We start from the raw sequence: 26,531 nt of genomic DNA, 5'->3' as shown, positions 1-26,531 counted from the left end.
TGAGCCTAGTGAGCGACGTCACCCGGTGCACAAGCAGCCATCGCCTCGTCGATGTCTTTGACGACCACGAGCCGGTCGAGCGCGGCCTGCTGGACGTAGCCGGTGTCGACCAGGGTGTGCAGCCAGGCCAGCAGGCCGTCGTAGTGGCCGTGCGGATCGAGCATCACCAGCGGCTTGTCGTGCATGTTGAGGTAGCCGGCAGTCCAGGCTTCGAAGAACTCCTCGAGGGTGCCGATACCGCCGGGCAGCGCGATGAAGGCGTCGGACCGGTCCTCCATGATCTGCTTCCGCTCGCGCATGGTGTCGGTGACGATCAGTTCGCTGGCATTGACGTCGGCGAGCTCGCGGTGCACCAGCTTCTTCGGGATCACCCCGATGGTGCGGCCGCCCTTCTCCCGGGCTCCGTCGGCGACGGCGCCCATCGCGGAGACGTTGCCGCCGCCGGAGACCAAGGTCCAGCCTTTCGCGGCGATGGCGCGGCCGACGTCACCGGCGAGGGTGAGCAGTTCGGGATGACGGGGACCGGCGGCGCAGTAGACACAGACGGCGTAGTTGTTGTCGGAGATGTTGGCGTTTTCGGAGCTGTTGTCGGCCGGCACAGCACAACGCTAATAGAGCGGTGCGGTCCGTCGTGCAGCCATAGGATCGGACCGTGGTGCTCAGCCAGCTGAAAGCGGGCGTCGAAACCCGGTCCGGTGCGCTGCTGACCGGCGCGCCCGGCTCCGGCAAGACCACATCGGCACGGGCGGCGTACGACGAACTGGCACCGGCATTCGAGCGGGCCGCCTGGATCACCGGCACCGCGGCCGACTCCCGCGTGCCGTTCGGGGCGTTCGAGCGGTTGTTCACGGTGCCCGAGACCGGCCGGACAGTTCAGGTGCTGCGGGCGGCGCGGGAAGCGCTCGGGACCGGACTGCTGCTGGTCGTGGACGACGGGCATCTGCTCGACCGGCTGTCAGCGTCGCTGGTGTATCAGCTCGCGGTGTCGGGAGCCGCCCGGGTCATCATCACCGCGGAATCGAATCAGTCTCTGCCCGAAGGCATTTCGTCGTTGGTACGGGATCGGTTGGTGGTTCCGGTGTCGGTTGACGCGCCCGGCCCTGCCGTCGTGGCCCATGCCCCGGAACCGCTACCCCCGCTCGACGGCGACGGCGTCGTCGGCCGGCTACGGCGCGCGGTGCGGGCACTCGACTCTGGTGACGCGGCGACCGGCACAGACCTGGCTGCCGCCGCCGACGACGCCCTGCGCCTGGGCGATCTGGAGCTGGCAGAACGGCTGGGCCGGGCCGCGCTGCCGACCGGCGGCCTGGCCACCCGGGTGACGTTGAGCTACGCCCTGGCCTGGCAGGGCCGTGGCCTGGACGCCGACGCCGTGCTGGCCGAGGTCGACGCGGCCGCACTGACCGAATCCGCCTTGATGATGTGGGCACTGCCCCGCGCGGCCAACCAGTTCTGGATGCTGTCCGAGCCCGAACGCGCGACAGCTTTCCTGCGCACCGTCCGTGGCCGGGTGCAGACGCCGGCGGCGCAGGTCACCCTGGACGCCTTGGCGGCGACGTTCGCGATGAACGCGGGCAATCTCAACCGGGCCATGCAGCTGGCCGACTCCGTACTGGCCAGCGCTGACCCGAGCGATACCGCCGTCGGCTGGGCCGCGTCCGCGGCCGCGTTGAGCTGCGCCCGCACGGGCCGGTTGACCGAGGTGGATGCCTTCGCCGAACGCGCCCTGGCCGCCGGGCAGCCGGGTCTGTTGCGGTTCACCAGCGGGTTCGGCCAGACGACGGCTCTGCTGTTGGCCGGGGAGCCGGACAAAGCTCAGCAGTTGGCCCAGGAGCTGATCGATTTCACCCAGTCTCAACAGCCTGGGCGGGCCATCGGCGAGGTGTTGCTGGCCGACGTGCTGATCGCGCGCGGCGAGCTCGACTCGGCGATCGAACTGCTGCAGAACGCGGCGAAAGTGCTGGCGCGCACCGGATATTCGTGGGGTCCGCTGGCCTGGATGCTGCTGGCGCAGGCACTCGGACAGCACGGCGCGACCGCCGAGGCGGGCCGCGCACTTTCGCGCGCCGAGGCTCGGCACGGGCTGAAGTCGATGCTGTTCGCGCCCGAGCTGGCCCTGGCCCGCGCTTGGACCAACGCGGCTCGGCGGGATCGGCACGGCGCGGTGGCCGCTGCCCGCGAGGCCTACCGCGCCGCCGAACGCGGCGGCCAGTCGGCGGTCGCGCTGCGCGCCCTGCACGACGCGGCGTTGTTGGGCGATGTCCGGGCCGCGGACTGTTTCGACCGCGTCCGAGTCGATTGCGCCTTCGGCCGGCAGGCCCGGGCGGTCGCGGCCGGCGTCGCCACCGGCCATACCTGACAATTTGCTGTAAGGCAGGTCTGCGACGCCGCCATAGGATTGACGACAACAGAGCTTCGAGGGGTCAGGTCATGGGCGATCCGCTGTACGTCAATACCGAAGGTGTGCTGGGCATGGCCCGGGTGCACGACGCGGTCGCGGCCGGGCTCGGCCAGCTCCAGAACGGCGGCAGTGTCGGGCAGTCCGTCGGCCCCGCGACGACCCACGGGCTGATCGCCTTCGGCATGAATTCGGCGCTGGGCGGGGTAATGGCACGACGGGACAACATCCTGCAGTCGACGGGCGCCGCGGGCCAGCAGATGTCCGAGCAGCTGCACCGTGCCGCCGAGGCGTACCGCGCCGGTGACGAGCAGGGCGCACGCGGGCTTTCGTCGGCCGCCGAGGGCATCCCGGGTGGCGGTAGTGGTGTCACTGCCGGCGCGCCGGGTGGGCTCGGCGCGGCTGTCCCCGGCAGCCCGGCAGCCGGTGGCGGCGACGTGGCGCAGACGCTCGGGCAGGTGGGCCAGCAAGCCGGCCAGATCGCGCAAGGTGTGGCGCAGTCGTTGGGACAGATTCCCGGGCAGATAGCGCAGAGTCTCACCGGGGTGCTGGGCGGGATTGCCGGTGGCCTGGGTGGCATCGATGGTGTCGGCGCCGGGCATGCGGCGGGGTCGGGGCTCAGCGGGCTCAATGACTCCAGCGGAGCGGATTCCGCTGCCGAACATGACAAGTCGGATGCGGACGATCGGGAGCGGGAGCGTCGGGACCCGGAGCGCCAAGAAAAGGGCGAGGACGACAAGCGGATTCTGTCGGTCGAGCACCGCCAGCCTGGCGGTTCCGAGGCGGACGAAGCCGGGCCGGCGAACGGCGCCACTCCCCCGCCGCGCCGCCCGGCCCAGACCCGGCCGCAGGACATCTAGGCCGGACCGGCCTGCCGAGGGTGGGCGAAATGACCGCAAACTCAACCAGAATTCAGCCATTTCGCCCACGTTCGGCTACGGCAGCGTGATCCGCCGTTCGATGCCGATCGCATCGAGGAAACGCTCGTCGTGGCTGACCACGATGAAGGCGCCACGGTAAGCGTTCAGCGCGGACTCCAGCTGTCCGACGCTGACCAGATCGAGGTTGTTCGTCGGTTCGTCGAGCAACAACAGGTGTGGGGCAGGCTCGGCGTAGAGCACGCAAGCCAGCGTCGCACGCAGCCGCTCACCACCCGACAGGACCGAGACGGGAAGGTCAATCCGGTTGTCCTGGAACAGGAACTGCGCCAGCAGATGCCGCCGCCGGGTGATGCTGAGGGTCGGTGCCCAGGACATCAGGTTCTCCAGGACACTGCACTGCTCATCGAGCAGGTCGAGACGCTGCGACAGGTAGGCGATGCGGCCGCCGCCCCGGGCCAAGGTGCCGGTATCAGGCTGGAGGTCGCCGTTGATCATCCGGAGCAGCGTGGACTTGCCAGCGCCGTTGCGACCGGTCAAGGCGATGCGTTCGGGTCCGCGAATATCGAGGTCAACTCCGTTTTCGGCGAACAACATTTGATCACCGCGCTTGATGTTCAGACCGGTCGCACTCAGCACGGTTCGACCCGTGGGCACGGTGGTGTCCGGCAGATCGAGGGCGATGACATCATCGTCGCGCACCGCCCGTTCCGCGGCGTCGAGGCGCGCTCTGGCGTCGTCGACCCGTCGGGAGTGAACCTCATCGGCGCGGGCGGCGGACTCTTGAGCATCGCGTTTGAGCTTGCCCGCAACGATTTTCGGTAGTCCGGCGTCCTTCACGTTGCGGGCGGCGGTGCCCGATCGGCGCGCGGCGCGTTCTCTGGCCTGTTGCATCTGCCGTTTCTGGAGCTTGAGTTGCGACTCCGCGTTGCGCACTTCGTCCGCGGCGGCACGTTGCGCGTCGGCGACCGCGTCTTGATAGGCCGTGAAATTCCCACCGAAGACATGGATTTCGCCGTCCCGTAGTTCGGCAATGCGGTTCATGCGATCCAGCAGCGCGCGGTCGTGACTGATCAGCAGCAGCGCGCCCGGGTAGCGGTCCAGCTCGTCGTAGAGCCGTTGTCGTGCCGCGGAATCCAGGTTGTTGGTGGGCTCGTCGAGCAGCAGGACGTCGGGCCGACGGAGCAATTGTGCGGCCAGCCCGAGGGTGATGACCTCCCCGCCGGACAAGGTGCCGAGCCTCCGATCGAGGGAAACATCGAGGCCGAGCCGCGCCAGCTGCGCGGTGCAACGCTCCTCGATGTCCCAGTCGTCGCCGATGGCGGCGAACACGGCCTCGGACGCATCCCCATCCGCCAGCGCAGCCAGCGCCGCCAAAATAGGGGCAACACCCAGCATTTCCGCGACAGTCAGATCGGTGGCGAAGGGCAGTGTCTGCGGCAGGTAGCCGAGCGTTCCGTCGACGGTGACGCCGCCGCTGGTCGGCTGCAGTTCTCCGGCAATGAGTTTGAGCAGCGTGCTCTTGCCGGCGCCGTTGGGTGCGACCAGTCCGGTATGGCCGGCGCCGACGGTGAACGACAGATCCGAAAAGACCTCGGTGTCGTCGGGCCAGGAAAACGACAAATGGGCACAGGTGATAGAAGACATGCGAATGCTCTCGTGAGAGTGAACAGGGCGAGGGCGTACTCCGGTTATCCGGAGATGTCTTCTCCCAGCATGTTTCGGCCCACCTCGGTCGACAGCAGTTGCAAAACCCACAGTACTCACGGGCGCAACTGATTAATCGCCGTCAGTGACCGCGCAGCTGATCCAGTTGCCGCCGTTCACGTTTGGTCGGCCGACCCGCTCCGCGGTCGCGGATCGGCACGGCAGGCATCGCCTCTTTGGCCGGTGGCGGCGGGCTGCGGTCGATCAGGCATTCCGGCACCACGGCCGCACCCACCCGCTTGGCGATCGGTCGGATGACCTCGACGATGCGCTCACGGCCCTCGATCCGGACTCGGACCTCGTCACCCGGACCGACCAACTGCGCCGGTTTGACGGTGACACCGTTGACGCGGACGTGACCCGCCCGGCAGGCGGCGGCAGCGAGTGCCCGGGTCTTGGTGATCCGGACCGCGAAAATCCAGCTGTCGACGCGGACGCTACTCAACGTGTCAGGTACCGCCGCAGGATGTCGGTGACCGCGGTGATGTCTGCCGTCGTCACCCGCTCGTCGACCTTGTGCGCGAGGTTGGGGTCACCGGGTCCGTAGTTGACGGCCGGAATGCCAAGGGCGGCAAAGCGTGCCACGTCGGTCCAGCCGTATTTGGCCCGTACCCGTCCCCCGGCCGCCGCCACCAGCGCCGCCGCGGCCGGCTGCGTCAGCCCTGGCAGCGCACCGGCCGCGGAGTCGGTGAGCTCGATGCGCACGTCGAGACCGGCGAACACCTCGTGCACATGCGCGAGCGCCTGCTCGACGCTGCGGTCCGGGGCGAACCGGAAGTTGACGGTGACCGACGCGGCATCCGGGATGACGTTTCCGGCGATCCCGCCGTCGATGCGGACCGCGGACAGGCCCTCGCGGTACACGCAGCCGTCGATGTCGACTTGCCGGGCCTGGTAGGCGGTGAGCCGGTCGAGCACTGCGCCCAGTTTGTGAATCGCGTTGTCGCCCAGCCACGATCGCGCCGAATGCGCGCGGGTGCCGGTGGCGTGAATGATGACACGCAACGTGCCCTGGCAGCCGGCTTCGATGAGTCCGCCTGAGGGCTCGCCCAGGATGGCGACGTCGGCCTGGAGCCAGTCGGGCAGTTCACGTTCGATGCGGCCGAGGCCGTTGGCGCTGGACTCGATCTCCTCGCAGTCGTACATGACGAGCGTGATGTCGTGCGTCGGCTCGGCGATGGTGGCAGCCAGGTGCAGGAACACCGCGTCGCCGGCTTTCATGTCGGAGGTGCCGCAGCCCCAGAGTTCGTCACCTTCGAGCCGGCTGGGCAGGTTGTCGGCCACGGGGACGGTGTCGGTGTGCCCGGCCAGCAGCACGCGCGACGACCGGCCCAGGTTGGTCCGGGCGAGCACGGCGTCGCCGTTGCGGATCACTTCGAAGTGCGGGGCCTGGGCCTTGAGCGCAGCTTCGATCTCGTCGGCGATGAGCTGCTCGTGCCGCGATTCGCTGGGAATGTCGACCAGCGCAGCGGTCAGAGCGATCGGGTCGGCGGCGAGATCCAGCATTCAGTCAGGTTAGTCGGTCCGTCCGGTCAGGCGACCGTGCGCAGGGCCCGGATGGCCGGTGCGGTCGAGGCGCCGAGCAACGTCGAGCGGTCGGCCGGGTAGCGCACGTCGACGACGGCGTCGTCACCGAACCGGTAGGGCTTGCCAAGAATCAAGCCCGCCAACTGCTTTCGCATGCGGGACAGCTCGGCCCGGACCGTGACGACCCGGCTGCGGTCGCCGTAGAGGTCCTCCGCAAGCTCCGATGCCGAGCGTCCGCTCCGGTGGGCAGCCAGGACCAGCAGGATTTCGGCGTGCCGCAGCGAGATGTCGTGGCGCCAGCCACCGAACTGACCGGCCATCTCCAGGACCGGAGCACCACGCAGGTCCAGCACGACGCGGGTGGCGGTGGCGTCGTCGTCGGACGCGGCGACCGATGGCCGCACCAGCCACCCGCCGGGCAGAATCTCGACGTCGCATCGTCCGAGGGTCGGAATCCACGCCCGCCCCGGGGCGAGTTCGTCGGGCAGCAGTATCCGGTTGTGCAGCGGCATCTGGTCGACGGCGGCCACCCAGCCGTCGGCGTCGACCGCCAGCGCCGGAGCGCCGATGCGGGCCAGGATCGGGGCAGCGACCATCCGCAGCCGGTTCAGCGTGCCCTCGTGCTGCTCGCGCAGGTGGGCTTCGGCCAGCCGGGCCACCGCATCGACCAGCGCGACGGTGGTCGGATGCACCGTCGCGGCCGGGCCGGAGACGTCGACGACGCCGATCACCTGGCCGGTGCGCGGGTCGCGGACCGGGGCGCCCGCACAGGTCCAGGCGTGGTGGCTGCGCAGGAAGTGCTCGGCGGAGAACACCTGTACGGCCCGGTTGGACGCCAGCGCGGTCCCGATGGCGTTGGTGCCGACGGCACCCTCACCCCAGTTGGCGCCCTCGACGAATCCCAGCCGGTCGGCCTTGCCCAGCACCGCCGTGGATCCCGACCGCCACAGCACCCGGCCCCGCGCGTCGGCCAGCACGAGGATGTTGTCGCCTTCGGCGACAATGGATTCCAGTCCGCGTGAGACATCGTCGAGCACGGCCAGCAGGCCCGACGACTTGCGCAGCGCATCCAGCCCGGACGATTCGATGACCGGCGGGATGTGGGTGTCGGGGTTGACACCGCGAGCCAGCATCCGCTGCCACGACTCGCCGATCACGTCGCGGGGCCGCGCCGGGGCCCGCCCGCCGGACATCGTCGCGTCGTAGACGGCCGACATCAACCGCGCGTAACTGCGCGGGTCTTCGCCAACAGCTACCGCTGGTTCAGGCACGGCCGGACTCTGCATCACCGCCGATTGTGCTCCGCATCTCAGCGATAGACCAGACCGCCGTCGATGAGGCCGGCCTGTCCCGTCATGTAGTCGGCATCGGGGCCGGCCAGGTACGACACGAATCCCGCGACATCGTCCGGGGTTTCCGCTCGGCCGAGGGCGATGCCGCCCACGAACTTGGCGTACGTCTCGCCTACCGGCGCGCCGGTCAGCTCGGAGAATCGCCGGTCTATGTCGACCCACATGTCGGTGCCCACCACGCCGGGACAGTAGGCGTTGACGGTGATGCCGTCGGCGGCGTGCTCCTTGGCTGCGGCTTGGGTCAAGGCGCGCACGGCGAATTTGGTGGCGCTGTACGGGCCGAGCATCGCGAAGCCGTCGTGCCCGGCGATCGACGACGCGTTGATGATCTTGCTGATCTTGCCGTTGCGCTGATTACCCAGTTCCTTGAATTTCGCGACGGCGGCCTGGATACCCCAGAGCACGCCGTCGACATTGATGGACCACAGCCGCTGCAGGTCCTCCGGTGTGACGTCGGCGATCGGACCGACCAGCGCGACACCGGCGTTGTTCACCATGATGTCCAGGCCGCCGAGTTCGGTCGCGACATAGTCGACAGCGGCGAACACCTGATCCCGGGCGCTGACGTCGGCGACGAAAGTGGTGAATTTGGAGCCGATTTCGGATATCTCGGCGGCCACCTCCGCCAACGGATCAGCTTCGACGTCGACGAGCGCCACGTCGGCGCCGTCACGGGCCAGGCGCAATGCGATACCGCGTCCGATGCCGCGTCCGGCCCCGGTGACCAGGGCTACCTTGTCTGACAATGTCATTGCTGTTTCTCCGCTCATCGCGTCGGGTCGACCAGAACTTTCATCTTGTTCCCCGCATGTAGTGCTTCGAATCCCTCGGCGACCACATCCCCGATCGGGATCTGGGCCACCCAGCCGGTGGTGTCGTAGGCGCCCTGCGCCATCAATGCGATGACGGCCTCGAAGTCGGCACCGGTGTAACACAGCGAGCCCTGAATGCGGGACTCGTTCATCACCAGGTTCAAAAGTGGTGTCTGCAATGGCTTTTCGTAGATGGCGACGCTCACCATCGGCTTGCGCGATCCGACGCAGGCCAGCGCCGTCTCGACGGCGGGAGTGACCCCGGCGGCGTCGAACACCGCGTCGGCCCCGGCGCCGTACGTGTGGTCGGCGATGAAGCCCGGCACGTCGGTGACGGTCGGGTCGAGCGTGACGGCGCCGAGCGCTTCGATGGCGGCTCGCCGCGTCGGCGACGGCTCGACGACGAAGACTTCCTGAAGTCCCTTGCCACGCAGGGCGAACCACAGCCCGATGCCGATCGGACCCGCGCCGAACACCATCGCGGTGTCACCAGGCTTGACGTCGCCGAGCGTCGCCGCATGGTAGGCCACCGACATCGGTTCGACGAGCGCCCCGAGCTCCAGCGAGACAGTGTCGGGCAGCCGGTGCAGCATGTTCGTCGGCACCACGGTGTACTCGGCCATGCCGCCGTCGGACATCAGGCCGTGGAAGCCGATCTGCTGGCAGACGTTGTAGTTGCCCGCCGCGCAGGGTCCGCAATGGCCGCATTTGTAGATGGGTTCGACGGCCACCCGGTCGCCCTCGCACCATTCGGTGACGCCGGCGCCGACGGCGGTGATGGTGCCGGAGAACTCGTGGCCCAGCGTCAGCGGCAGCTCCTGGTGGGTCAGCGGATGCGGCTGCGTGGGGACGAAGATGGGGCCGGCGTAGTACTCGTGCAAATCAGTGCCGCAGATGCCGTTGAAGCCGACCCGCAGTTGAACCTGGCCCGGTCCGGGGGCCGGAATGGCGACGTCCTCGACCGCGACTTTGTTGGGTCCGTAGTACACAGCTGCTCTCATGCGACCAGTTGTATGTGACCGCGACCACACCCGACAGAGTTGCAGGGGGTTGCACCGCTGCAACGTGCTGCAACTCTTGTCGCGCGTTGCGCCGAGCGTGTGTCCTGGGTCACATGACCGCAACACTGGAACCCACTACCGCCGTCTCGCCGCAGCAGCGGATCGAGACCTGGCTCGCCAATTTCGAAGCGGCGCTGGCCGCGCAGGACATCGACGGCGTCGTCGGGATGTTCGCCGTCGACAGCTTCTGGCGCGACCTCGTCGCCTTCACCTGGAATCTCAAGACCTTGGAAGGACGCGGGGGCGTGGCTGAAATGCTGCGCGCGCGACTGGCAGACACCACCCCCTCCGGGTTCCGGACCCGCGAACCCGCCACCGCCGACGGCGACGTGACGTCGGCATTCATCGAGTTCGAGACGGCTGCCGGGCGCGGTTCCGGGCATCTGCGGCTGCGCGGCGACGAGGGTTGGACGCTGCTGACCACGCTGCAGGAACTCAAGGGCCATGAGGAGCGCAAGGGCGCGACGCGGGTGCTCGGCGCGGTGCACGGATCCGACCCTGACCCGCGGTCATGGGCCGAGAAGCGCGCCGAAGAGGAAGCCACGCTGGGTCGCGAGAAGCAGCCCTACGTGCTGGTGATCGGCGGCGGCCAGGGCGGCATCGCGCTGGGCGCGCGGCTGCGGCAGCTCGGGGTGCCGGCCATCGTCGTCGACAAGCACGACCGGCCCGGTGACCAGTGGCGCAAGCGGTACAAGTCCCTGTGCCTGCACGACCCGGTCTGGTACGACCACCTGCCCTACCTGCCGTTCCCGGCCAACTGGCCGGTGTTCGCGCCGAAGGACAAGGTCGGTGACTGGCTGGAGTTCTACACCAAGGTGATGGAGGTGCCGTACTGGTCGCGCACCGAATGCCTCTCGGCCACTTATGATTCCGAGGCCGGCCGGTGGACCGTCGAAGTGAACCGCGACGGCGAGCGCCTGACATTGCATCCCACGCAACTGGTGCTGGCGACCGGCATGTCCGGAAAGCCCAGCGTGCCAACACTTCCGGGTCAGGACATCTTCGCCGGCGAACAGCACCACTCGTCGCAGCACCCCGGCCCCGACCGCTACGTCGGCCAGAAGGTCGTCGTGGTGGGGTCCAACAACTCCGCGCACGACATCTGCAAAGCGTTGTACGAGAACGGCGTCGACGTGACGATGCTGCAGCGGTCGTCGACGCACATCGTCAAATCCGACTCACTGATGGAGCTCGGCCTCGGCGACCTCTACTCCGAGCGCGCCGTCGCCGCCGGTATGACGACCGAGAAGGCCGACCTGACCTTCGCATCGCTGCCCTACGCCATCATGGCCGACTTCCAGCGGCCCATCTACGATGCGATCCGGTTGCGGGACAAGGACTTCTACGACCGACTGGAGGCTGCCGGCTTCGAGCTGGACTTCGGCGACGACGACTCCGGCCTGTTCATGAAGTACCTGCGCCGCGGCTCGGGCTACTACATCGACGTCGGCGCCTGCGAGCTGGTGGCCGACGGGTCGATCAAGCTGGCGCACGGGCAGGTATCACATCTGACCGAGAACGCGGTGGTGCTGGCCGACGGCACCGAACTGCCCGCCGACGTCGTGGTCTACGCGACCGGCTACGGGTCGATGAACGGCTGGGCCGCCGACCTGATGGGCCAGGAGATCGCCGACCGGGTCGGCAAGGTCTGGGGCCTGGGCAGCGGAACCGCCAAGGACCCCGGCCCGTGGGAGGGCGAGCAGCGCAACATGTGGAAGCCCACCCAGCAGGAGAACCTGTGGTTCCACGGCGGCAACCTGCACCAGTCGCGGCACTATTCGCTGTACCTGGCGCTGCAGCTCAAGGCCCGATACGAGGGCATCCCGACCCCGGTCTACGGCCTGCAGGAGGTCCACCACCTGCAGTGAGCCGGTCCCCCGCCGAACTGGGGCCACCATCCCTTGTGGGTGGTGCCCCCAGTTCAGCGCTGGTTCAGTAATCTTGGCCAACGTGACTTCTTCTTCTGGTGCATCCGGCATCGGCATCGCCACCATCACCGCCGACGGAACCGTCCTCGACACCTGGTTCCCGGCACCCGAACTGAACGCCGACGCCGCGGCCGGCCCGGTCCCCGCTGAGCTGGAAGCCCTCGTCGGAACCGACGAGGACCGCGGCGTGCGCACCGAGATCGTGCGCACCACCATCGCCTCGCTCGACGACAAGCCCGCCGACACGCACGATGTCTGGCTGCGACTGCACCTGCTGTCGCACCGTCTGGTCGCGCCGCACGGCGCCAACCTGGACGGCATCTTCGGCCTCCTGACCAACGTGGTGTGGACCAACTTCGGTCCCTGCGCGGTCGAGGGCTTCGAGACCGTCCGCGCCAAGCTGCGTCGTCGCGGCACTGTCGTCGTCTTCGGCGTCGACAAGTTCCCGCGGATGGTCGACTACGTGATGCCGTCCGGCGTGCGCATCGCCGACGCCGACCGCGTTCGCCTCGGCGCGCACCTGGCATCCGGCACCACCGTCATGCACGAGGGCTTCGTCAACTTCAACGCCGGCACCCTGGGCACCTCGATGGTCGAGGGCCGCATCTCGGCGGGCGTCGTCGTCGATGACGGCTCCGACGTCGGCGGCGGCGCGTCGATCATGGGCACCCTGTCGGGCGGCGGCAAAGAGGTCATCTCGGTGGGCAAGCGCTGCCTGCTGGGCGCCAACGCCGGCCTGGGCATCTCGCTCGGCGACGACTGCGTCATCGAGGCCGGCCTGTACGTCACCGGCGGCACCAAGGTGACCACCGCAGACGGCCAGACCGTCAAGGCCAAGGAGCTGTCCGGCTCGAACAACCTGCTGTTCCGCCGGAACTCGGTCAGCGGCGCGGTCGAGGTCGTCAAGCGCGACGGCACCGGCATCACCCTCAACGAGGCGCTGCACGCCAACTAGTTCTTCCGCCGAGCCTGAGCTGGATTACCGGCTCAGGCTCGGCTTTTTCATGCCCAGGGGCCGACGCCCGTGACCTTCTCGATGGTGATGCGGGTGAGATACCCCGGCTGCGCGCCGGCCGGCGGGAACTGGCCGTTGAATTCCGGCGCCATCACGTTGGTCAGCCGGGTCAGCACCTCGGGTGCCCCGCCCTCCACGATGCGGGCAGTGCCGCTGATCGCGAGGTAGGGATTCACCGATGCCGCACCCCGGTCGGTGCCGATGATGGTTACCGCCACGCGGGGGTCGCGGCGCATGTTGCGCAGCTTCTTGTAGTCGGCGAGGTGCGCGCTCACCAGCTCGTCACCCTGTAATTCGACCCACACCACCGAAACCTGCGGGCTGCCATCGGCATTCAAAGTCACCAGCGTCGCATTGGCCCCGTCGCCGATCAGGGCGCGGGCTTCGTCTGTGAGTTGCATGGCATCTACAAGGCATCTGCCTGCCCAGCCATTCCCGCCGGGAATGAGCTTGTGCGCCGGGAAGTTGGAGGTTTTCCCCTGGGACATCGGCGCACATTCATCACTAGCGTCAATCCGGTGAGTACGACCGGCGACGCGGACACCTTGACACCTACCGAGACACCTACCGACCCCGACGAGATCTCAGCGCCCGAATGGACCGGCACGCAGAAGCTGGCGTTCCGGTTGTTCTTCACCATCGGCGGCGGCATCCTGATCCTCTCGGTGTACGGCAATCTGGGCCTCAGCCTGGTGCTGGCCCCGCTTCTTCAGGGGCTCGCCAACCTGGGCAGTTTCGTCACCCGCGGCGAGGGCACGTACCTGAACATCAACGGCGGCGCTGATTCCATGGCGGAGTGGTGCCTGCACCTCGGCTGGATCCTGGTGGCCCTGGTGATCACCGCGGTGTGGACCGCGCTGGACCGGCATCGGACCCACTACCGCGGCCTTGCCGCACTGCTGCTGGTGTTCGCCCGGTTCGGTCTGGCCGTCTCGATGCTGCTCTACGGTCTGGCCAAGCTCATTCCGACCCAGATGGCCTACATGATGCTGCCCGGCTACCAGATCCAGCTGGTCGGCGACGTCAGCCTGATGAACACGTTGTGGGGTTTCATGGGCGCCTCGGACCCCTACTCGATGGCCACCGGCTTGGTCGAATTCGTCGCCGGTGCCCTGTTGCTGTGGCGGCGAACCTGGCTGCTGGGCGCGCTGATCGCGATCGTGGCCATGGGCCAGGTATTCCTGCTCAATCTCTTCTACGACGTCCCGGTGAAGCTGGTGTCCGGCCAGCTGTTGTTCACCGCCGTCGCGATCACCTCGCCGTACTGGCGAAGCCTGGCTCAAACGCTATTCCAGCGTGGCACTCCCGAACCCGTCGCGCTGTGGCCGGCGTTGGGTTCCAGCAGGCGGTGGTTGCGCCGGACCGGCATCGTGGCGAAGTTCACCATCGCAGGCGTCGTCGTCGGGCTGGTCGCGACGTTCAGCGTCGTTACCTACCAGCAAATTCGGCACCGGAAATCGGACATCGACGGAGTCTGGCGCGCAACGTCATTCACGGTGGACGGCGAACAGGCGACGCTGCAGCAGGCCTCGCCGGCACCGTGGACGAATGTCGCGATCGCCGACCGGGCCGGCGACTACACGAGCTTCGTCACCCAGGTCCCGGCGGGCTACGTGACCGTCTACCTGTTCGAGATCCATGACGACCGACTGGAGATCAAGAGGCACAAATCGGATCCGCCCATCGTGCTGCACTTTCGTCTGGACGGTCCCGACCGGCTGACGCTGACCGGCACGGTCGACGGCAAGCACATCGAGGGCGACTACCAGCGACGGCACCTGCAGCGCAGCGAATCTCACTTCCGGCTGATCCAGCCGGAGATCGAGGGTGGACCGGCCAGTCGTCTGCCCTAGACGAGCAGTTTCTTCTGCACCTTGCCCATGGCGTTGCGGGGCAGGCTGTCGACGAGGCGCACCTCGCGCGGCCGCTTGTGCACCGAAAGCTGTTGGGCCACAAAGTCGATGAGCTCCTGCGCCGAAGCGGACCCGACCACGAAGGCGACGATCCGCTGGCCCAGGTCGTCGTCGGGTACGCCGACCACGGCGGCCTCCGCCACGTCGGGATGGCCCAGCAGGACGGTTTCGATCTCTCCGGCGCCGATCCGGTAGCCGCCGGACTTGATCAGGTCCACCGACTCGCGGCCGACGATGCGGTGCATGCCGCCGGCGTCGATCACCGCGACGTCACCCGTGCGGTACCAGCCGTCGGCACTGAGCACCTCCGCCGTCGCCTCGGGCCGGTTGAGGTAGCCGCTGAACAGCGTCGGCGCGGAAACCTCCAGGCGCCCAATGGTTTCCCCGTCGTGCGGCACCGCAGACCCGTCTTCGGCAACCAGTCGGGTCTGCACGCCGTCCAGCGGCAGCCCAACCCAGCCGGGCCGGCGTTCGCCATCGATGCGAGTGGACAGTGTGATCAGCGATTCGGTGCTGCCGTAGCGCTCCACGGGCGCGTGCCCGGTGAGCCGCACGAGGTCGTCGAACACCGGCACCGGCAGTGCCGCGCTGCCCGACACCAGTAGTCGCGCACTCCGCAGCGCCTCGGCGGCCGCGGCATCGGCCACCACGCGCGACCACACCGTCGGCACCCCGAAGTACAGCGAACCGCCTGCCGCGGCGTAGGCGGCCGGGGTGGGTTTGCCGGTGTGCACGAAGCGATTTCCGATCCGCAGCGAGCCCAGCAAGCCGAGGATCAGGCCGTGCACGTGGAACAGCGGCAGGCCGTGCACCAGGGTGTCAGCCGGGGTCCAGGCCCAGGCCTCGGCCAGCGCGTCGATGTCGGCCGCGATGGCGCGACGGCTGATCAGCACCCCCTTGGGCAGACCCGTGGTGCCCGAGGTGTACATGATCAGCGCCGTCGAATCCGGTGACGGCTCGGCGTAGCGGTGCCAGGACCGGGCATGCAGCCGCACCGGAACAACAGGCAATCCTTCCGCCTCGTCGGGCGCTTCCCCCAGCCACGCCTGCGCCCCGGAGTCGGTGATCATGTGCCGGCGTTCGGCAGCGCCGACATCGGCCGGCACGGGAACCACGGGCACGCCCGCGATGAGGCAACCGGTGATCGCCAGCACCGTCTTGGCAGTGGGGCGGGCCAGTACCGCCACCCGCGACGCTCCGGCGACCCGCTCGGCCACCGACGTCGCGGCCCCGACCAGATCGCTGCGCGACAGCACCGTGCCGTCGATCCGCACCGCGTCTTCGAGGTCGTGTCCGGCGGCGACAACGGCGGGGTTGAGGGAGGTCAGCAGCATGTGCGTGAGGCTACTCTGGGCGGGTGGACCCGATCGAGAGACTGGCCAGTCGTGTGGTCTACCGCAACAACTGGATGTCGGTGCGCGAAGACGACATCCGTCGTCCCGACGGCACCACCGGCATCTACGGCGTGGTGGACAAACCCACCTATGCCCTGGTGATCGCCCGCGACGGCGACCAGTACCGGATGGTGGAGCAGTTCCGCTACCCAATCGGGTTGCGGCGCTGGGAGTTTGTGCAGGGCACCGCGCCGGGCACATTGGGCGGCAACGAGCCCGCGCCCGCCGATCTGGCTGCCCAGGAACTCCGCGAGGAGACAGGGCTGCGCGCCGACACGTGGGAAGTGTTGGGCCAGTTGGACGTCGCACCGGGAATGTGCAGCCAACGCGGCTGGGCCTATCTCGCGACCGGCATCACCGAAGGCGAGCACGAGCGTGAGCACGAAGAGCAGGACATGCACAGCGAATGGTTCACCGCCGACGAGATCGAGGACATGATCCGCCGCGGCGACGTCACTGACGCGCAGACGCTCGCGGCGTGGACTCTGTTGCGGTTGCACACAGCTCGGTAAGGCGATCCTGCCAACTCGGGTAAACATCGCGCCACCTGGGATGATGCCGTTCCGGCCACCTGTTGATCTGGGCATAACACCCAGCAGGAGGCAACCACATGAAGACGATGAGCGGTTCCACACAGCAGACGGTGGGTCGTTACGTTCTCGCAGGCGCACTCGGAGTCGGAGTCCTGGTGTCCCCGATCGTCTGGTCATTCGCCGACGACACCCACCAGGCTCTGCCGAAAACCGTTGTGGCATCACACAACAACCACGGCATCGATCAGCTGCAATGGCTCCAGGACATCCAGCCGCACGCCCAGGCACCACGCGTCGACACCACGGTGCACCAGAGCCAGTAATCCGCGGTTCCGCCGGGCATCGTTGCGCGCGAGTGATTTTCATGCTTGATCTCAACCAAGGTTGAGGTTCTAGCGTCGAACGCATGACCCAGCCAGAAGTGATAGTCGACCGCGTCGTCCTGCAAGACGGCTTCGTCCCCGTGATAGACATCAGCAGCGCCCGCAGCGGCGACGCGAGCCGACGGAAGGCCGTGGCCCACGCCATCGGCCGATGCTGCGAGACCAGTGGTTTCCTGCTCCTCGTCGGCCATGGCGTGCCCTACAAGGCAATCAGCGATGTCAACCGTGCCCTGCGCGGGTTCTTCGCTCTGCCACAGACCGAGAAGGACCGCGTCAGGGCACAGGCCGGTGACCCGCTGGCCCGTGGCTTCAGCAGCGCGGGCAAGCTGGCGGCCACCAACGACGGCGCGGACGTCGAGGCCGAACACCAAGCGCCGGACCAGGTCGAGAAGTTCGTCCACTTTCCGCTCGGCAACCCCGAGGGCCTGAGCGGCGACGGCTGGACCGACGAGCGGGTGACCGTCGCCGAGCGGTGGCCTGAACTTCCGGGCTTCCGCGCGGCCTACGAGCGCTACTACGCCGAAATGGAACTGCTCGCGACCGAGCTGTCCCGGCTGTTCGCACTCGCCCTGGGCCTGCGCGAGGATTGGTTCGACACGTCGATCGACCGGCACAACTCCAACCTGATGGCCAACTACTACCCCGCCGATAATCGGCCGGCCGGCGAGATCAGGCTGAGCCAGCACACCGATTGGGGCAATCTCACGATCCTGTTGCAGGACGAATCTCAGCGCGGGCTACAGGTTCAGAGTGACCGCGGCGAGTGGCTCGACGTGCCCGTGGTCCCCGGAGCGTTCGTCATCAACATCGGTGACCTGCTGGCCCGGTGGACCAATGATCGCTGGGTCAGCACCGTGCACCGCGTGGTGAGCAGCGGCGGCGGTGGAGAGCGGTTCAGCCTGCCGTTCTTCCACCAGCCCAACTTCGACGCCGTCATCGAATGCATCCCCACCTGCGCGACGGCCGGCAATCCACCGCGCTACGAGCCGGTGGTGTCGGGGCCGTATCTGCTCGACAAGTTCAAGCTCGCGTACGCGCTCTGACGGGACGGCTCACCGAAACAGGTTCTCGGACAACGGTGTCGGCGAGCCGAATCGGTGCGCCGTCACCGCGATCGCCTGTTCGTGCAGGAACGTCAGCAGCTCGATCCGCCCGGCTTCGACCACCGGCCCCACGTAGAGCGCGATGCCGACATTGCCGGCGCTGTCGCGAGCGAACTGTTCGCGGCTGCCGCCGAGCAGGCGAACCCGGCCAGGAGGGTTGTCGCGCAGGGTGTTCCGCCACGACGCCGAATCCTCCACCCGGCAGCCGACACCGGAGGTGGCCAGCGCGTCGGCAATCGGCGGGTCGAGCGGAACCGGAGTCGAGACGGTCACGCGCGAACCGGCCAGGATTCCCGCCCCCACCACCCGCAGCAGAGCCGCCGGCTCGACGTTCTCGGCGCGCACCGTCACCGGCACCGGCAGGTAGCGGAAGACGTTCTTCTCCGCCATCAGACCCGACACATCGCGCGCGACACCGAACTCCGTCGCCCAGGCATGTGCGTCTGATCCGAAGGACCGTTCGAGGAAATCCAGTTCTCCGGAGTCCAGCCCGAAAGTCTGTGCGGCGTCCAGGACGGCGCGTACCGATGGCGGTACCGGGGCTGTCTGGTTTGCCGCCGCGGAACGCCAATCACTCAGCCCGATCAGGTAATTCGGGCCACCGGCCTTCGCGCCCGCACCCACCGCCGATTTCTTCCAGCCGCCGAAGGGCTGCCGGCGCACGATCGCCCCGACGGTCGACCGGTTCACATAGGCGTTGCCGGCCTCGACCCGGTCGAGCCACCGCTCGATCTCGTCGCGGTCCAGGCTGTGCAGCCCTGCCGTCAGCCCGTAGTCGACCTGGTTCTGGATGGCGATCGCCTCGTCGAGGTCAGCGGCGGCGATGAGACCCAGAACCGGGCCGAAGTACTCGGTGAGGTGGAACTCCGAGCCGCGCCGCACTCCGGTCTTCACTCCCGGTGACCAAAGCTGTCCGGTGTCATCGAGTTGGCGCGGCTCCACCAGCCACTGCTCCCCGGGCGCGAGCTGCGTGAGGGCCCGCAGCAGCTTGCCGTGCGCAGGTTCGACGATGGGCCCCATCTGCACGGTCGGGTCTGACGGGTAGCCGACCCTCAACGAGGTGACGGCATCGACCAATTGGTCACGGAACCGCGCGGACCGGGCGACGGAGCCCACCAGAATGCCGAGCGACGCTGCCGAACACTTCTGGCCCGCATGCCCGAAGGCCGAGTACACCAGGTCTTTCACCGCGAGATCGAGATCGGCGTGTGGGGTGACGATGATGGAGTTCTTGCCGCTGGTCTCGGCCAGCAGCGGCAAGTCGGGACGGAAGCGGCGGAACAGTTCCGCGGTCTCGAAGGCGCCGGTAAGGATCAACCGGGCCACCCGCGGGTCGGATACCAACTGTGTGCCCAGCTCGCCCTCATCGAGGTGCACCAGCTGCAGCACGTCACGCGGCACGCCGGCGTCCCAAAGTGCTTGCACCATAACGGATCCACACCGACTGGCCTGGATGGCGGGTTTGATGATGACGGAGTTGCCCGCGGCCAGCGCGGCCAGCGCCGATCCGGCGGGGATCGCCACCGGGAAGTTCCACGGCGGCGTGACCACCGTCAACCCGGCAGGCGCCGCGACGGCACCGTCGACGGAGTCGAGATTCTCCGCCTGTGCCGCATAGTAATTGGCGAAATCGATGGCCTCGGAGACCTCGGGATCGCCCTGATCCAGCGTCTTGCCGCACTCGGACGCCATCACCTCCAGCAATACCGCACGCGCTGCCTGCAACGTCGCCGCCGCACGCCGGAGGACTGCCGCCCGCTGCGCACCGGTCGAAGCCGCCCACGTCGCGCCCGCGGTCACCCCGCCGGCGATGATCCCTTCCAGCGCAGCCGCACTCGACACGGTGTGCGCGGCGACCAGCTCCGTGCCGACCGCCGACGCGGCGATCCGCTCCGTGATCGTTCGCCCCCACAATCGATTTCCGGGCAGTGCCGGATCAGTGTCGGCGACGTTGGCGAACCGACGGGCCGGGCTCACCGCGGTGCTGGGATCGTCGGTTCGCCTGTCCTGCCGGCGATTCGGCTCCGGAACGCCTGCTCCCCCCGTCACTTCGCTCGCCCCAACGTCGTCGATCTCGGCCAGCGAGGCCACGAAGCGGTCCTTCTCACGCTGGAACAGCACCTGGTCGTCGTGCAGCTCGAACACCGCGGACATGAAGTTGTCCTGGCTGGCACCTTCCTCCAATCGGCGCACGAGGTAGGCGATCGCGACGTCGAAATCCTTGGGGTGCACCACCGGTACGTACAGCAGCAGACCGCCGACGGTGCGCCGGACGGCTTCGGCCTGCGCCTCGGCCATCCCCAGCAGCATCTCGAACTCCACGCGATCCCGGACGCCTCGACGCCCGGCGAGCGTCCACGCGTACGCGATATCGAAGAGGTTGTGCCCGGCGACACCGATACGCACATTCGCGGCGTGCTCGGGTTGCAGCGCGTAATCCAGCACCCGCTTGTAGTTCGTGTCGGTGTCCTGTTTGGTCGAGAAGGTCGCCACGGGCCAGCCGTGCAGCGAGGCCTCCACGTGTTCCATCGGCAGGTTGGCGCCCTTGACCAGCCGCACCTTGATGCCCGCACCACCCCGCTCGCGGCGGGCACACGCCCAGTTCTGCAGTCGCATCATGGCGCTCAAGGCATCGGGCAGATAGGCCTGCAAGACGATCCCGGCTTCGAGGTTGAGCAGCTCGGCCCGATCCAGCAGCTTGGTGAACACCGCGATCGTCAGCTCAAGGTCGCGGTACTCCTCCATGTCGAGGTTGATGAACTTTTTCGTCGGCGCGGTCGCCGCCTGGGTGAACAGCGGCAGCAGGTTCGCCGCGATGTGGTCGACGGCCTCGTCGAACGCCCACGGCGAGTGCGGCGGCACTGTGGCCGACACTTTGATCGACACATAGTCGACGTCAGGCCGGGCGAGCAGCTGTGCGGTGCCCTTCAGCCGTCGGGCCGCCTCGGCCTGCCCCAGCACGGCTTCACCCAGAAGATTGATGTTGAGCCCGACGCCGCGCTTGCGGATCCGTGCGATCGAGCGTCCGAGGCGGGCATCGGTCGCGTCGACCAGCAGGTGACCGACCATCTCGCGCAACGCCTTCCGGGCGACCGGGATGACCAATCCGGGCGCGATCATCGACACCAGAGCACCGAGCTTGATCAACAGCCGTTCGTGAATCGGGAGGAAGCCGGGGGCATTACGCGCGAGGGCGCGGAGGTTGGCAGCTGCGACCTTGTGGTCTTCGGGCCGGATCACGCGATCGACGAAACCGACGGTGAAATCCAGGCCATGCGGATCGCGAAGGACATCAGCCAATCGCCGGCCGGCAGAGGGGACGGGCAGGCGGGCACTCTCGTCGAGCCAGTCCCGGACCTGGCCCACCACCTCGTCCAGCAGGTCGTCCTTTTCCCGGCTCAGCTGCGTCATCTGCCCATCATGAGCGCGCCGGACACTTAAAATAAAGCGATGATTTCTGACGGAAAAGATTAAGTAAAGATGAAACATCAACGTGCTGATCTGCTCGACACCCGCAGGCTGCGTCTGCTGCACGAGCTGAGCCTGCGCGGCACGTTGTCCGAGGTCGCCGAAGCGTTGCACCAGAGCCCTTCGTCGATATCGCAGGCCCTGAGCCAGCTCGAGCGCGAGGTCGGCGTGCCGCTGCTGGAGAAGGTCGGGCGCCGGCTGCGGCTCACCCCCGCGGCAGAGGTGCTCGTCGAGCACACCGCGGTCATCCTGGCGCGGCTCGAGCAGGCCGCCTCCGATGTCGCGGTCCAGAGCGACGAGGCTTCCGGCACCGTTCGGCTGGCCGTCTTCCAATCGGCGGCCTCGGCCTTCATGCCACAGATGCTGACGGAGTTGGCGACGCGCCATCCGCGGCTGCGCGTGACGATGTCGCAACGCGAACCGGAGCAGGCGCTCTACGAGACCTGGCTGCGCGAATTCGATCTGGTGATCGCCGAGGAGTATCCGGGACACGCCGCGCGCGCATATCCCGATCTGCACCGGGCACCGCTGACCACCGATCTGTTGCGGCTGGCCGTACCGCAGAACGGAGACCCGTGGGACCGCGTCTCCTCGGTCGAAGATGCCGCCGACCTGCCCTGGACGATGGAGCCCGAGGGCACCGCTTCGCGGCACTGGGCCGAACAGCTTTGCCGGCGGGCAGGTTTCGAGCCCGACGTCCGCTTCGAGACCGACGACCTCGAAGCTCAGATCGCGCTGATCGAGAACGGCAACGCGGTCGCGATCCTGCCCGACCTGATGCGGGTCCGGCGCCGTCCCGATCTACGCGTCGTGGACGTCGACCCCCGTCGGCGTGTGGTGTTCACGGCGACGCGGACCGCCATCAGCAAGACGCCGGCCATCGTGGCGTGCCGGGCGGCACTGGCTTCGGCCGTGCCCCCGCAGCTCGACGTGGACTGAATGCGCTAGATCGGCGTTTCCTTGGTGTCGCTGACGAAGCGGTTGAGCAGCACGTCGAGCTGATGCAGATCGTCGGCGGTCCAGTCCGCGAGTGCGCGCGCCAGGTGTTCACGACGCACGTCCTGCAGCGCGTCGGCCGCACGCTGTCCTTCATCGGTGACCTGCACGATGGACACGCGCCCGTCGTTGCCGTCGGCGTGCCGGGTGACGTGCCCGGCGTCGACCAAGGCCTGCACGCGCCGCGTGGTCATGCCGACGTCCATGTGCGCCGTGGTCGCCAACTGCCCGACGGGTTGCGGCCCTTCGTCGATGAGAACCCGCAGCAGCGCGTAGGACGGCTGAGACAGTTCAGTGTCTGCGCTGGTGGCCTGCCGTTTGAAGGCCGCTCGGCTCAGGCTCAACCGCACCACCTGCGCGAGGGCGGCACTGATCGAATCCACCGAATCCATCTTGCGTTTCGATGCCCTACTCGACGCCACCGCGCGCTCCGCTCTGCAGGTCCCGGATACACGTCCGCACCGGCTGATCCTCGTTCTCGTCATCATTGACCGGCGGCAGCACCACCCCGTCCGCGATGCCGTTGTACTTGGCGCGCAGCAGATCCGGCAGTTGATCGTAACGCCCGGCCGTCACCAACTGATCGAGCACGTCATCAGCGAGGACCGTCGAAAGATCGTCCCAGCGCTGCTGTTTGACCAGAACACGAAGGTCGTCGGCCAGGTTGTGCCAGCCCTTTCGTTTCAGCGTCGCCGCATACGCGGGGGTCGAGAGCAGGAACGCCAGCATCCGGCGCTGGCGTTCGCGTTCCTGCTCGACCAGCGGATCGGTGCTGCCGGTGGCGACTGCGGTCGACGCCACGAGGGCCGGCAGTCCGGGGCGGCCCGCGGCCTCCGCGCCACGCCGAAGTGCCGGACGCACCACCTCTCTCAGGTAATCCGGGTCGGAATTGGTGGAGTGCGTGATGACGCCGTCGGCCACCCCACCGGCCAGTTCGCACATCCGCGCGTTGACCGCGCCCAGCCAGATGCGTGGCGGTGCCAGGTCATTCGGCCCGGGGTTGAAGTACGGCTGCAGGCGCGTAATGCGGTACGCCTCGCCCTCATGGCGCACCGACCCTCCGGTACGGAACGCATCGAAGATGCCCTGGAGCGCACTGACGTATTCCGCCATCCGTGCCCGCGGTTCGCTCCAGGGCATCCCGAATCGGTCTTCGATGTTCTGCCGAATCTGGGTACCGAGGCCCAATTCGAATCGTCCATTCGAGAAGGTCTGCACATCCCAGGCCGCGTAGGCGGTGAGCATGGGGCTGCGGACGAAAGCCAGGGTGACGGCTGTGCGAATGATCAGCCGTTCGGTGTGTTCGGCGGCCAGCAGCGCCACGGCCAGTGAGTCGTGCGTCGTCTCGGCGATGTGCAGTCCGTCGAATCCGAGCCGCTCGATCCGGCGTGCGTAGGCCGGTACCTGGGTCAGCGGCAGCTCGGGCGACATGGCGGCGAATACCTGCATACGCCGGGACGCTAACCAGCCTGGTTGACATTGTCAATTGATTGACAAAGTCAACCACCTTTACTTACGTTGTGGTCAGCCCCATTCCGACTCCACGGCCCGAGGAACTCCTGTGTCGCGCTTCCACTTCGACTGGTCCAACTACTTCACGATGCTGCAGTTGCTCCGCCGCGACGCACGTTCGCTGCGCCGGTGGAGGCCCTTTCTGCGATTCGCCGTCGGCGTCCCGCTGATCGCTGCCCTCCACTCACTGTGCTTCGCACTCGATCCAGTGCTGTTCCCGGCGTTGCGCCGCACCGAAGTTCGCGCACCGACGTTCTGTATCGGGCACGCGCGCAGCGGCACCACGTACCTGCACCGCTTGATGGCACAGGATCCGCAGTTCAGCTACGCCCTGATGTACGAGCTGTTCTTCCCGTCACTGCTGGAAAAGAAGCTGCTGCGTTTACTGTTTCGTATCGACACCGCGACGGGCAGCCGGCTTCGTCGCCGGCTCGACGCCATCGAGGAGCAGGCCTTCGCGCCCACCGAGGACATTCACAAGACGGGCTTCTTCGTCCCCGAAGAGGATGACGCATTCCTGACGTGGTCCCTGAGTTCCGGATTCTGGATCGTGGCGTTTCCCTACATGGGCGAGCTGGACTTCTACCACGTCGACCGGTGGCCGGACCGCAAGCGGCGCCGCATGATGGCGTTCTACAAGGAATGCGTCCGGCGCCAGATCGCGCTCAACGGAGGCGGTACCCACCTGAGCAAGAATCCGACCTTCTGCGGGCGCGTGGAAACCCTCATCGAGACCTTCCCCGACGCGAGAATCATTGTGCCGATGCGCAATCCGTACGAGACGATTCCCAGCCTGCTCAAGCTGATGCAGACGGAATGGTCACTGCGCGGGCGCGACGAGCGACTGATCACCAGCTCGCTGCGGGTTCTGGCCGACCAATCGGTGCACACCTACCTGCACCCGCTCGAGGTCCTGGCGCGTCACCCCGAGGTGCGGGCCAGCGTCGTCGACTACCGCGAACTCGTCGGCGCGCCGTCCACCACCATGCGCCGCGTCTACGACGAGCTCGGCCTCGCCGTCGGCCCGGAAGCCGACCAGGCCTTCACCGCCGCCGAACGTCGTCCCGGCCACGAAACGACGCATCGGTACAGCCTGGCCGAATTCGGGCTGGAGCCGCGAGATATCCACCGGCGCCTGGCCGGCTTGTTTGACGAATACCGCTGGGTCACCGTGGTAGAAGACGAAGGAGAAATCGACGCTCATGTCAGCTGAACTCGAAACCGTACGCGCGGCGTGGACCGACATGATGGCCGCGCTGGGCCGCGCCCGCGACGCGGTCGACTCTCCCGCCCTGCACGCGCCACCGGTGACACCGCTCGGTGTGGCCGAAGGTTACCGGTATCTCATGGGTTTCGCGTTCAGCGCCATCGAACGTGCCTTCTCCGAGGACCCGCAGTTTCCCTACTTCCGCCGCGCCATTCAGCCCATCGACAAGGCCACCATCGACAACGCCGACGCGTTGTATCTGTCGGCGACCATCGACGGAGCCCGTAGTTACCGGATTCGCGGCTCGCTCGCAGCGGGACGAAAAGTACCGCAGTACATGATCTTTGAGGCGCACACGAGGTATGCCGGCGACACTGGCTCACTGGCCGAGCTCGGGCCGGGCGGACGCGTCGTCACCGGGATGCTCGACTCCGCAGCGCTTCTCGTCGATGATGACGGTGGGTTCGAGATCCTGCTTGCGCCGCAACGACCGCCCGGCTATACCGGCAACTTCATCGCCACCGCCGCAGACGAGGCTACGGCCGGATATGTCATCGCCCGCATACTTTTTCACGACTGGGAGCAGGAAACCTGCCCCGATCTGCACATCGCGCAGATCGGTGCCGAGGGAACGCATCCAGCGGCACTGACGCCGTCGTCCGCGGCGGACCGCCTGCGGCGGATCGGTGATCTCGTCGAGAACCAGATGAAGTTCTGGAATGAGTTCTACGACGTCGTCCTCGAAGCGCACGGCGACAAGAACGGTGACGGCATCACCTTCATGCCGCGCAACGCGCTCAACGCCCCTATGCCGGCCAACCTCGCGACAGGCGGCGGCCAGTGCACCAACGTCTACTCCGGCGGCACGTACGACCTGGGACCCGACGACGCGCTGCTCGTCGAACTCAATGTGCCTGCGCCACCGGCATATCTGGGCTTCCACCTGTCGAACCTCTGGGGCGAATCGCTCGACTACGCCAACCACGTCAGCAGCCTCAACGGCTTTCAGACCGAGCCCGATCTCGACGGGCGACTACGGTACGTCATCACCGACGTCGACCCGGAGGTGCCGAATTGGCTTGACACCGCCGGACATTCGCAAGGTTTCATCACGGTGCGGTGGACGTACAGCGCGCCGCCGGCGGAGTTGCCCACCACCACCGTGACGGTGATCGGCCGCGACGAGGTCCGCAAGCACCTGCCGGAAGCCACCCGGACCGTCAACGCCGACGAACGCCGCGAACAGATCCGGATTCGGCAGGAGCATGTCCAGCGGCGTTATCGCCAGTACTGATCCCCCGGTCACCATCTACTCGCGAACAGACGCAAAACTGTCAGTTTTCC

General features: G+C 67.5%; 23 protein-coding genes. 11 read left to right on the top strand and 12 right to left on the bottom strand.

Annotation, left to right across the window (positions count from 1 at the left end; all coding sequences use genetic code 11):
- Positions 1-5: 5 nt before the first annotated feature.
- Positions 6-599, bottom strand: a complete 594-nt coding sequence (locus ACWW1C_RS05820) for an LOG family protein (protein WP_455982554.1) — start codon at positions 597-599, stop codon at positions 6-8.
- A gap of 101 nt (positions 600-700) precedes the next feature.
- Here ACWW1C_RS05820 and ACWW1C_RS05815 point away from each other — a divergent pair, with 101 nt between their 5' ends.
- Entirely contained in the window at positions 701-2,359 is a 1,659-nt protein-coding gene (locus ACWW1C_RS05815; RefSeq protein ID WP_455984166.1) for an AAA family ATPase, read from the top strand.
- A gap of 71 nt (positions 2,360-2,430) precedes the next feature.
- A complete protein-coding gene (locus ACWW1C_RS05810; RefSeq protein WP_455982553.1) occupies positions 2,431-3,258 on the top strand; it encodes a type VII secretion target in 828 nt (275 codons plus the stop codon).
- 75 nt (positions 3,259-3,333) lie between these two features.
- Here ACWW1C_RS05810 and abc-f read toward each other — a convergent pair whose 3' ends face one another.
- The 6 genes from abc-f to ACWW1C_RS05780 all read right to left on the bottom strand — a co-directional run bounded on the left by abc-f (position 3,334) and on the right by ACWW1C_RS05780 (position 9,675).
- Entirely contained in the window at positions 3,334-4,923 is a 1,590-nt protein-coding gene (gene abc-f / locus ACWW1C_RS05805; protein WP_455982552.1) for a ribosomal protection-like ABC-F family protein, read from the bottom strand.
- A gap of 142 nt (positions 4,924-5,065) precedes the next feature.
- The gene (locus ACWW1C_RS05800) at positions 5,066-5,428 is read right to left on the bottom strand and encodes an RNA-binding S4 domain-containing protein (protein ID WP_455982551.1); all 363 of its coding nucleotides are present in this window, start codon (positions 5,426-5,428) and stop codon (positions 5,066-5,068) included.
- Complete coding sequence (dapE, locus tag ACWW1C_RS05795; protein ID WP_455982550.1) at positions 5,425-6,489, bottom strand: succinyl-diaminopimelate desuccinylase; 1,065 nt, start codon at positions 6,487-6,489, stop codon at positions 5,425-5,427. The genes ACWW1C_RS05800 and dapE overlap by 4 nt, the downstream gene beginning before the upstream one ends.
- 26 nt (positions 6,490-6,515) lie before the next feature.
- On the bottom strand, positions 6,516-7,796 hold the full coding sequence (locus ACWW1C_RS05790; RefSeq protein ID WP_455982549.1) for a GAF domain-containing protein: 1,281 nt from the start codon (positions 7,794-7,796) through the stop codon (positions 6,516-6,518).
- Positions 7,797-7,819: 23 nt separating this feature from the next.
- Complete coding sequence (locus ACWW1C_RS05785; RefSeq protein WP_455982548.1) at positions 7,820-8,614, bottom strand: acetoin reductase; 795 nt, start codon at positions 8,612-8,614, stop codon at positions 7,820-7,822.
- Positions 8,615-8,628: 14 nt separating this feature from the next.
- Positions 8,629-9,675: a 2,3-butanediol dehydrogenase gene (locus ACWW1C_RS05780; protein ID WP_455982547.1), complete on the bottom strand. Its 1,047-nt coding sequence runs from the start codon at positions 9,673-9,675 to the stop codon at positions 8,629-8,631.
- Positions 9,676-9,788: 113 nt separating this feature from the next.
- Between ACWW1C_RS05780 and ACWW1C_RS05775 the strand changes: the two genes are divergently transcribed.
- Positions 9,789-11,603: an NAD(P)-binding domain-containing protein gene (locus tag ACWW1C_RS05775; protein ID WP_455982546.1), complete on the top strand. Its 1,815-nt coding sequence runs from the start codon at positions 9,789-9,791 to the stop codon at positions 11,601-11,603.
- 82 nt (positions 11,604-11,685) lie between these two features.
- Entirely contained in the window at positions 11,686-12,618 is a 933-nt protein-coding gene (dapD, locus tag ACWW1C_RS05770; RefSeq protein ID WP_455982545.1) for a 2,3,4,5-tetrahydropyridine-2,6-dicarboxylate N-succinyltransferase, read from the top strand.
- 47 nt (positions 12,619-12,665) lie between these two features.
- Here dapD and ACWW1C_RS05765 read toward each other — a convergent pair whose 3' ends face one another.
- Positions 12,666-13,079, bottom strand: coding sequence for a PPOX class F420-dependent oxidoreductase (locus ACWW1C_RS05765; RefSeq protein WP_455982544.1), 414 nt, complete (start codon positions 13,077-13,079; stop codon positions 12,666-12,668).
- 117 nt (positions 13,080-13,196) lie between these two features.
- Here ACWW1C_RS05765 and ACWW1C_RS05760 point away from each other — a divergent pair, with 117 nt between their 5' ends.
- Positions 13,197-14,531, top strand: coding sequence for a hypothetical protein (locus tag ACWW1C_RS05760; RefSeq protein WP_455982543.1), 1,335 nt, complete (start codon positions 13,197-13,199; stop codon positions 14,529-14,531).
- Here the strand turns inward: ACWW1C_RS05760 and ACWW1C_RS05755 are convergent.
- Positions 14,528-15,925 carry an acyl-CoA synthetase gene (locus tag ACWW1C_RS05755; RefSeq protein WP_455982542.1) on the bottom strand — a complete coding sequence of 466 codons (1,398 nt, stop codon included), beginning with the start codon at positions 15,923-15,925 and terminating at the stop codon, positions 14,528-14,530. The genes ACWW1C_RS05760 and ACWW1C_RS05755 overlap by 4 nt on opposite strands.
- 74 nt (positions 15,926-15,999) lie before the next feature.
- Between ACWW1C_RS05755 and ACWW1C_RS05750 the strand changes: the two genes are divergently transcribed.
- The 3 genes from ACWW1C_RS05750 to ACWW1C_RS05740 all read left to right on the top strand — a co-directional run bounded on the left by ACWW1C_RS05750 (position 16,000) and on the right by ACWW1C_RS05740 (position 17,944).
- Positions 16,000-16,497, top strand: a complete 498-nt coding sequence (locus ACWW1C_RS05750; protein WP_455984165.1) for an NUDIX domain-containing protein — start codon at positions 16,000-16,002, stop codon at positions 16,495-16,497.
- A 98-nt stretch (positions 16,498-16,595) separates the two neighbouring features.
- Positions 16,596-16,841 carry a hypothetical protein gene (locus ACWW1C_RS05745; protein WP_455982541.1) on the top strand — a complete coding sequence of 82 codons (246 nt, stop codon included), beginning with the start codon at positions 16,596-16,598 and terminating at the stop codon, positions 16,839-16,841.
- Positions 16,842-16,924: 83 nt separating this feature from the next.
- Entirely contained in the window at positions 16,925-17,944 is a 1,020-nt protein-coding gene (locus tag ACWW1C_RS05740; RefSeq protein WP_455982540.1) for an isopenicillin N synthase family dioxygenase, read from the top strand.
- A gap of 9 nt (positions 17,945-17,953) precedes the next feature.
- Here the strand turns inward: ACWW1C_RS05740 and ACWW1C_RS05735 are convergent, their stop codons facing one another.
- Positions 17,954-21,415 carry a bifunctional proline dehydrogenase/L-glutamate gamma-semialdehyde dehydrogenase gene (locus tag ACWW1C_RS05735; protein WP_455984164.1) on the bottom strand — a complete coding sequence of 1,154 codons (3,462 nt, stop codon included), beginning with the start codon at positions 21,413-21,415 and terminating at the stop codon, positions 17,954-17,956.
- A gap of 69 nt (positions 21,416-21,484) precedes the next feature.
- On the opposite strand from ACWW1C_RS05735, the gene ACWW1C_RS05730 reads away from it, so the two are divergent.
- Positions 21,485-22,411, top strand: a complete 927-nt coding sequence (locus tag ACWW1C_RS05730) for a LysR family transcriptional regulator (RefSeq protein ID WP_455982539.1) — start codon at positions 21,485-21,487, stop codon at positions 22,409-22,411.
- 5 nt (positions 22,412-22,416) lie between these two features.
- On the opposite strand, the gene ACWW1C_RS05725 is transcribed toward ACWW1C_RS05730, so the two are convergent.
- Positions 22,417-22,860, bottom strand: a complete 444-nt coding sequence (locus ACWW1C_RS05725) for a MarR family winged helix-turn-helix transcriptional regulator (RefSeq protein ID WP_455984163.1) — start codon at positions 22,858-22,860, stop codon at positions 22,417-22,419.
- A 16-nt stretch (positions 22,861-22,876) separates the two neighbouring features.
- Positions 22,877-23,917: a TIGR03617 family F420-dependent LLM class oxidoreductase gene (locus tag ACWW1C_RS05720; RefSeq protein ID WP_455982538.1), complete on the bottom strand. Its 1,041-nt coding sequence runs from the start codon at positions 23,915-23,917 to the stop codon at positions 22,877-22,879.
- Between the two features lie 151 nt (positions 23,918-24,068).
- On the opposite strand from ACWW1C_RS05720, the gene ACWW1C_RS05715 reads away from it, so the two are divergent.
- Together ACWW1C_RS05715 and ACWW1C_RS05710 are read left to right on the top strand one after the other, a co-directional pair.
- Positions 24,069-25,193, top strand: coding sequence for a sulfotransferase (locus ACWW1C_RS05715; RefSeq protein WP_455984162.1), 1,125 nt, complete (start codon positions 24,069-24,071; stop codon positions 25,191-25,193).
- Complete coding sequence (locus ACWW1C_RS05710) at positions 25,183-26,481, top strand: hypothetical protein (RefSeq protein WP_455982537.1); 1,299 nt, start codon at positions 25,183-25,185, stop codon at positions 26,479-26,481. The genes ACWW1C_RS05715 and ACWW1C_RS05710 overlap by 11 nt, the downstream gene beginning before the upstream one ends.
- Positions 26,482-26,531 lie beyond the last annotated feature (50 nt).

This window comes from Mycobacterium sp. HM-7 (genome assembly GCF_053852335.1).
Note: the sequence above shows the minus strand (reverse complement) of the source record. Positions and strands in the feature narration are given on the sequence as shown.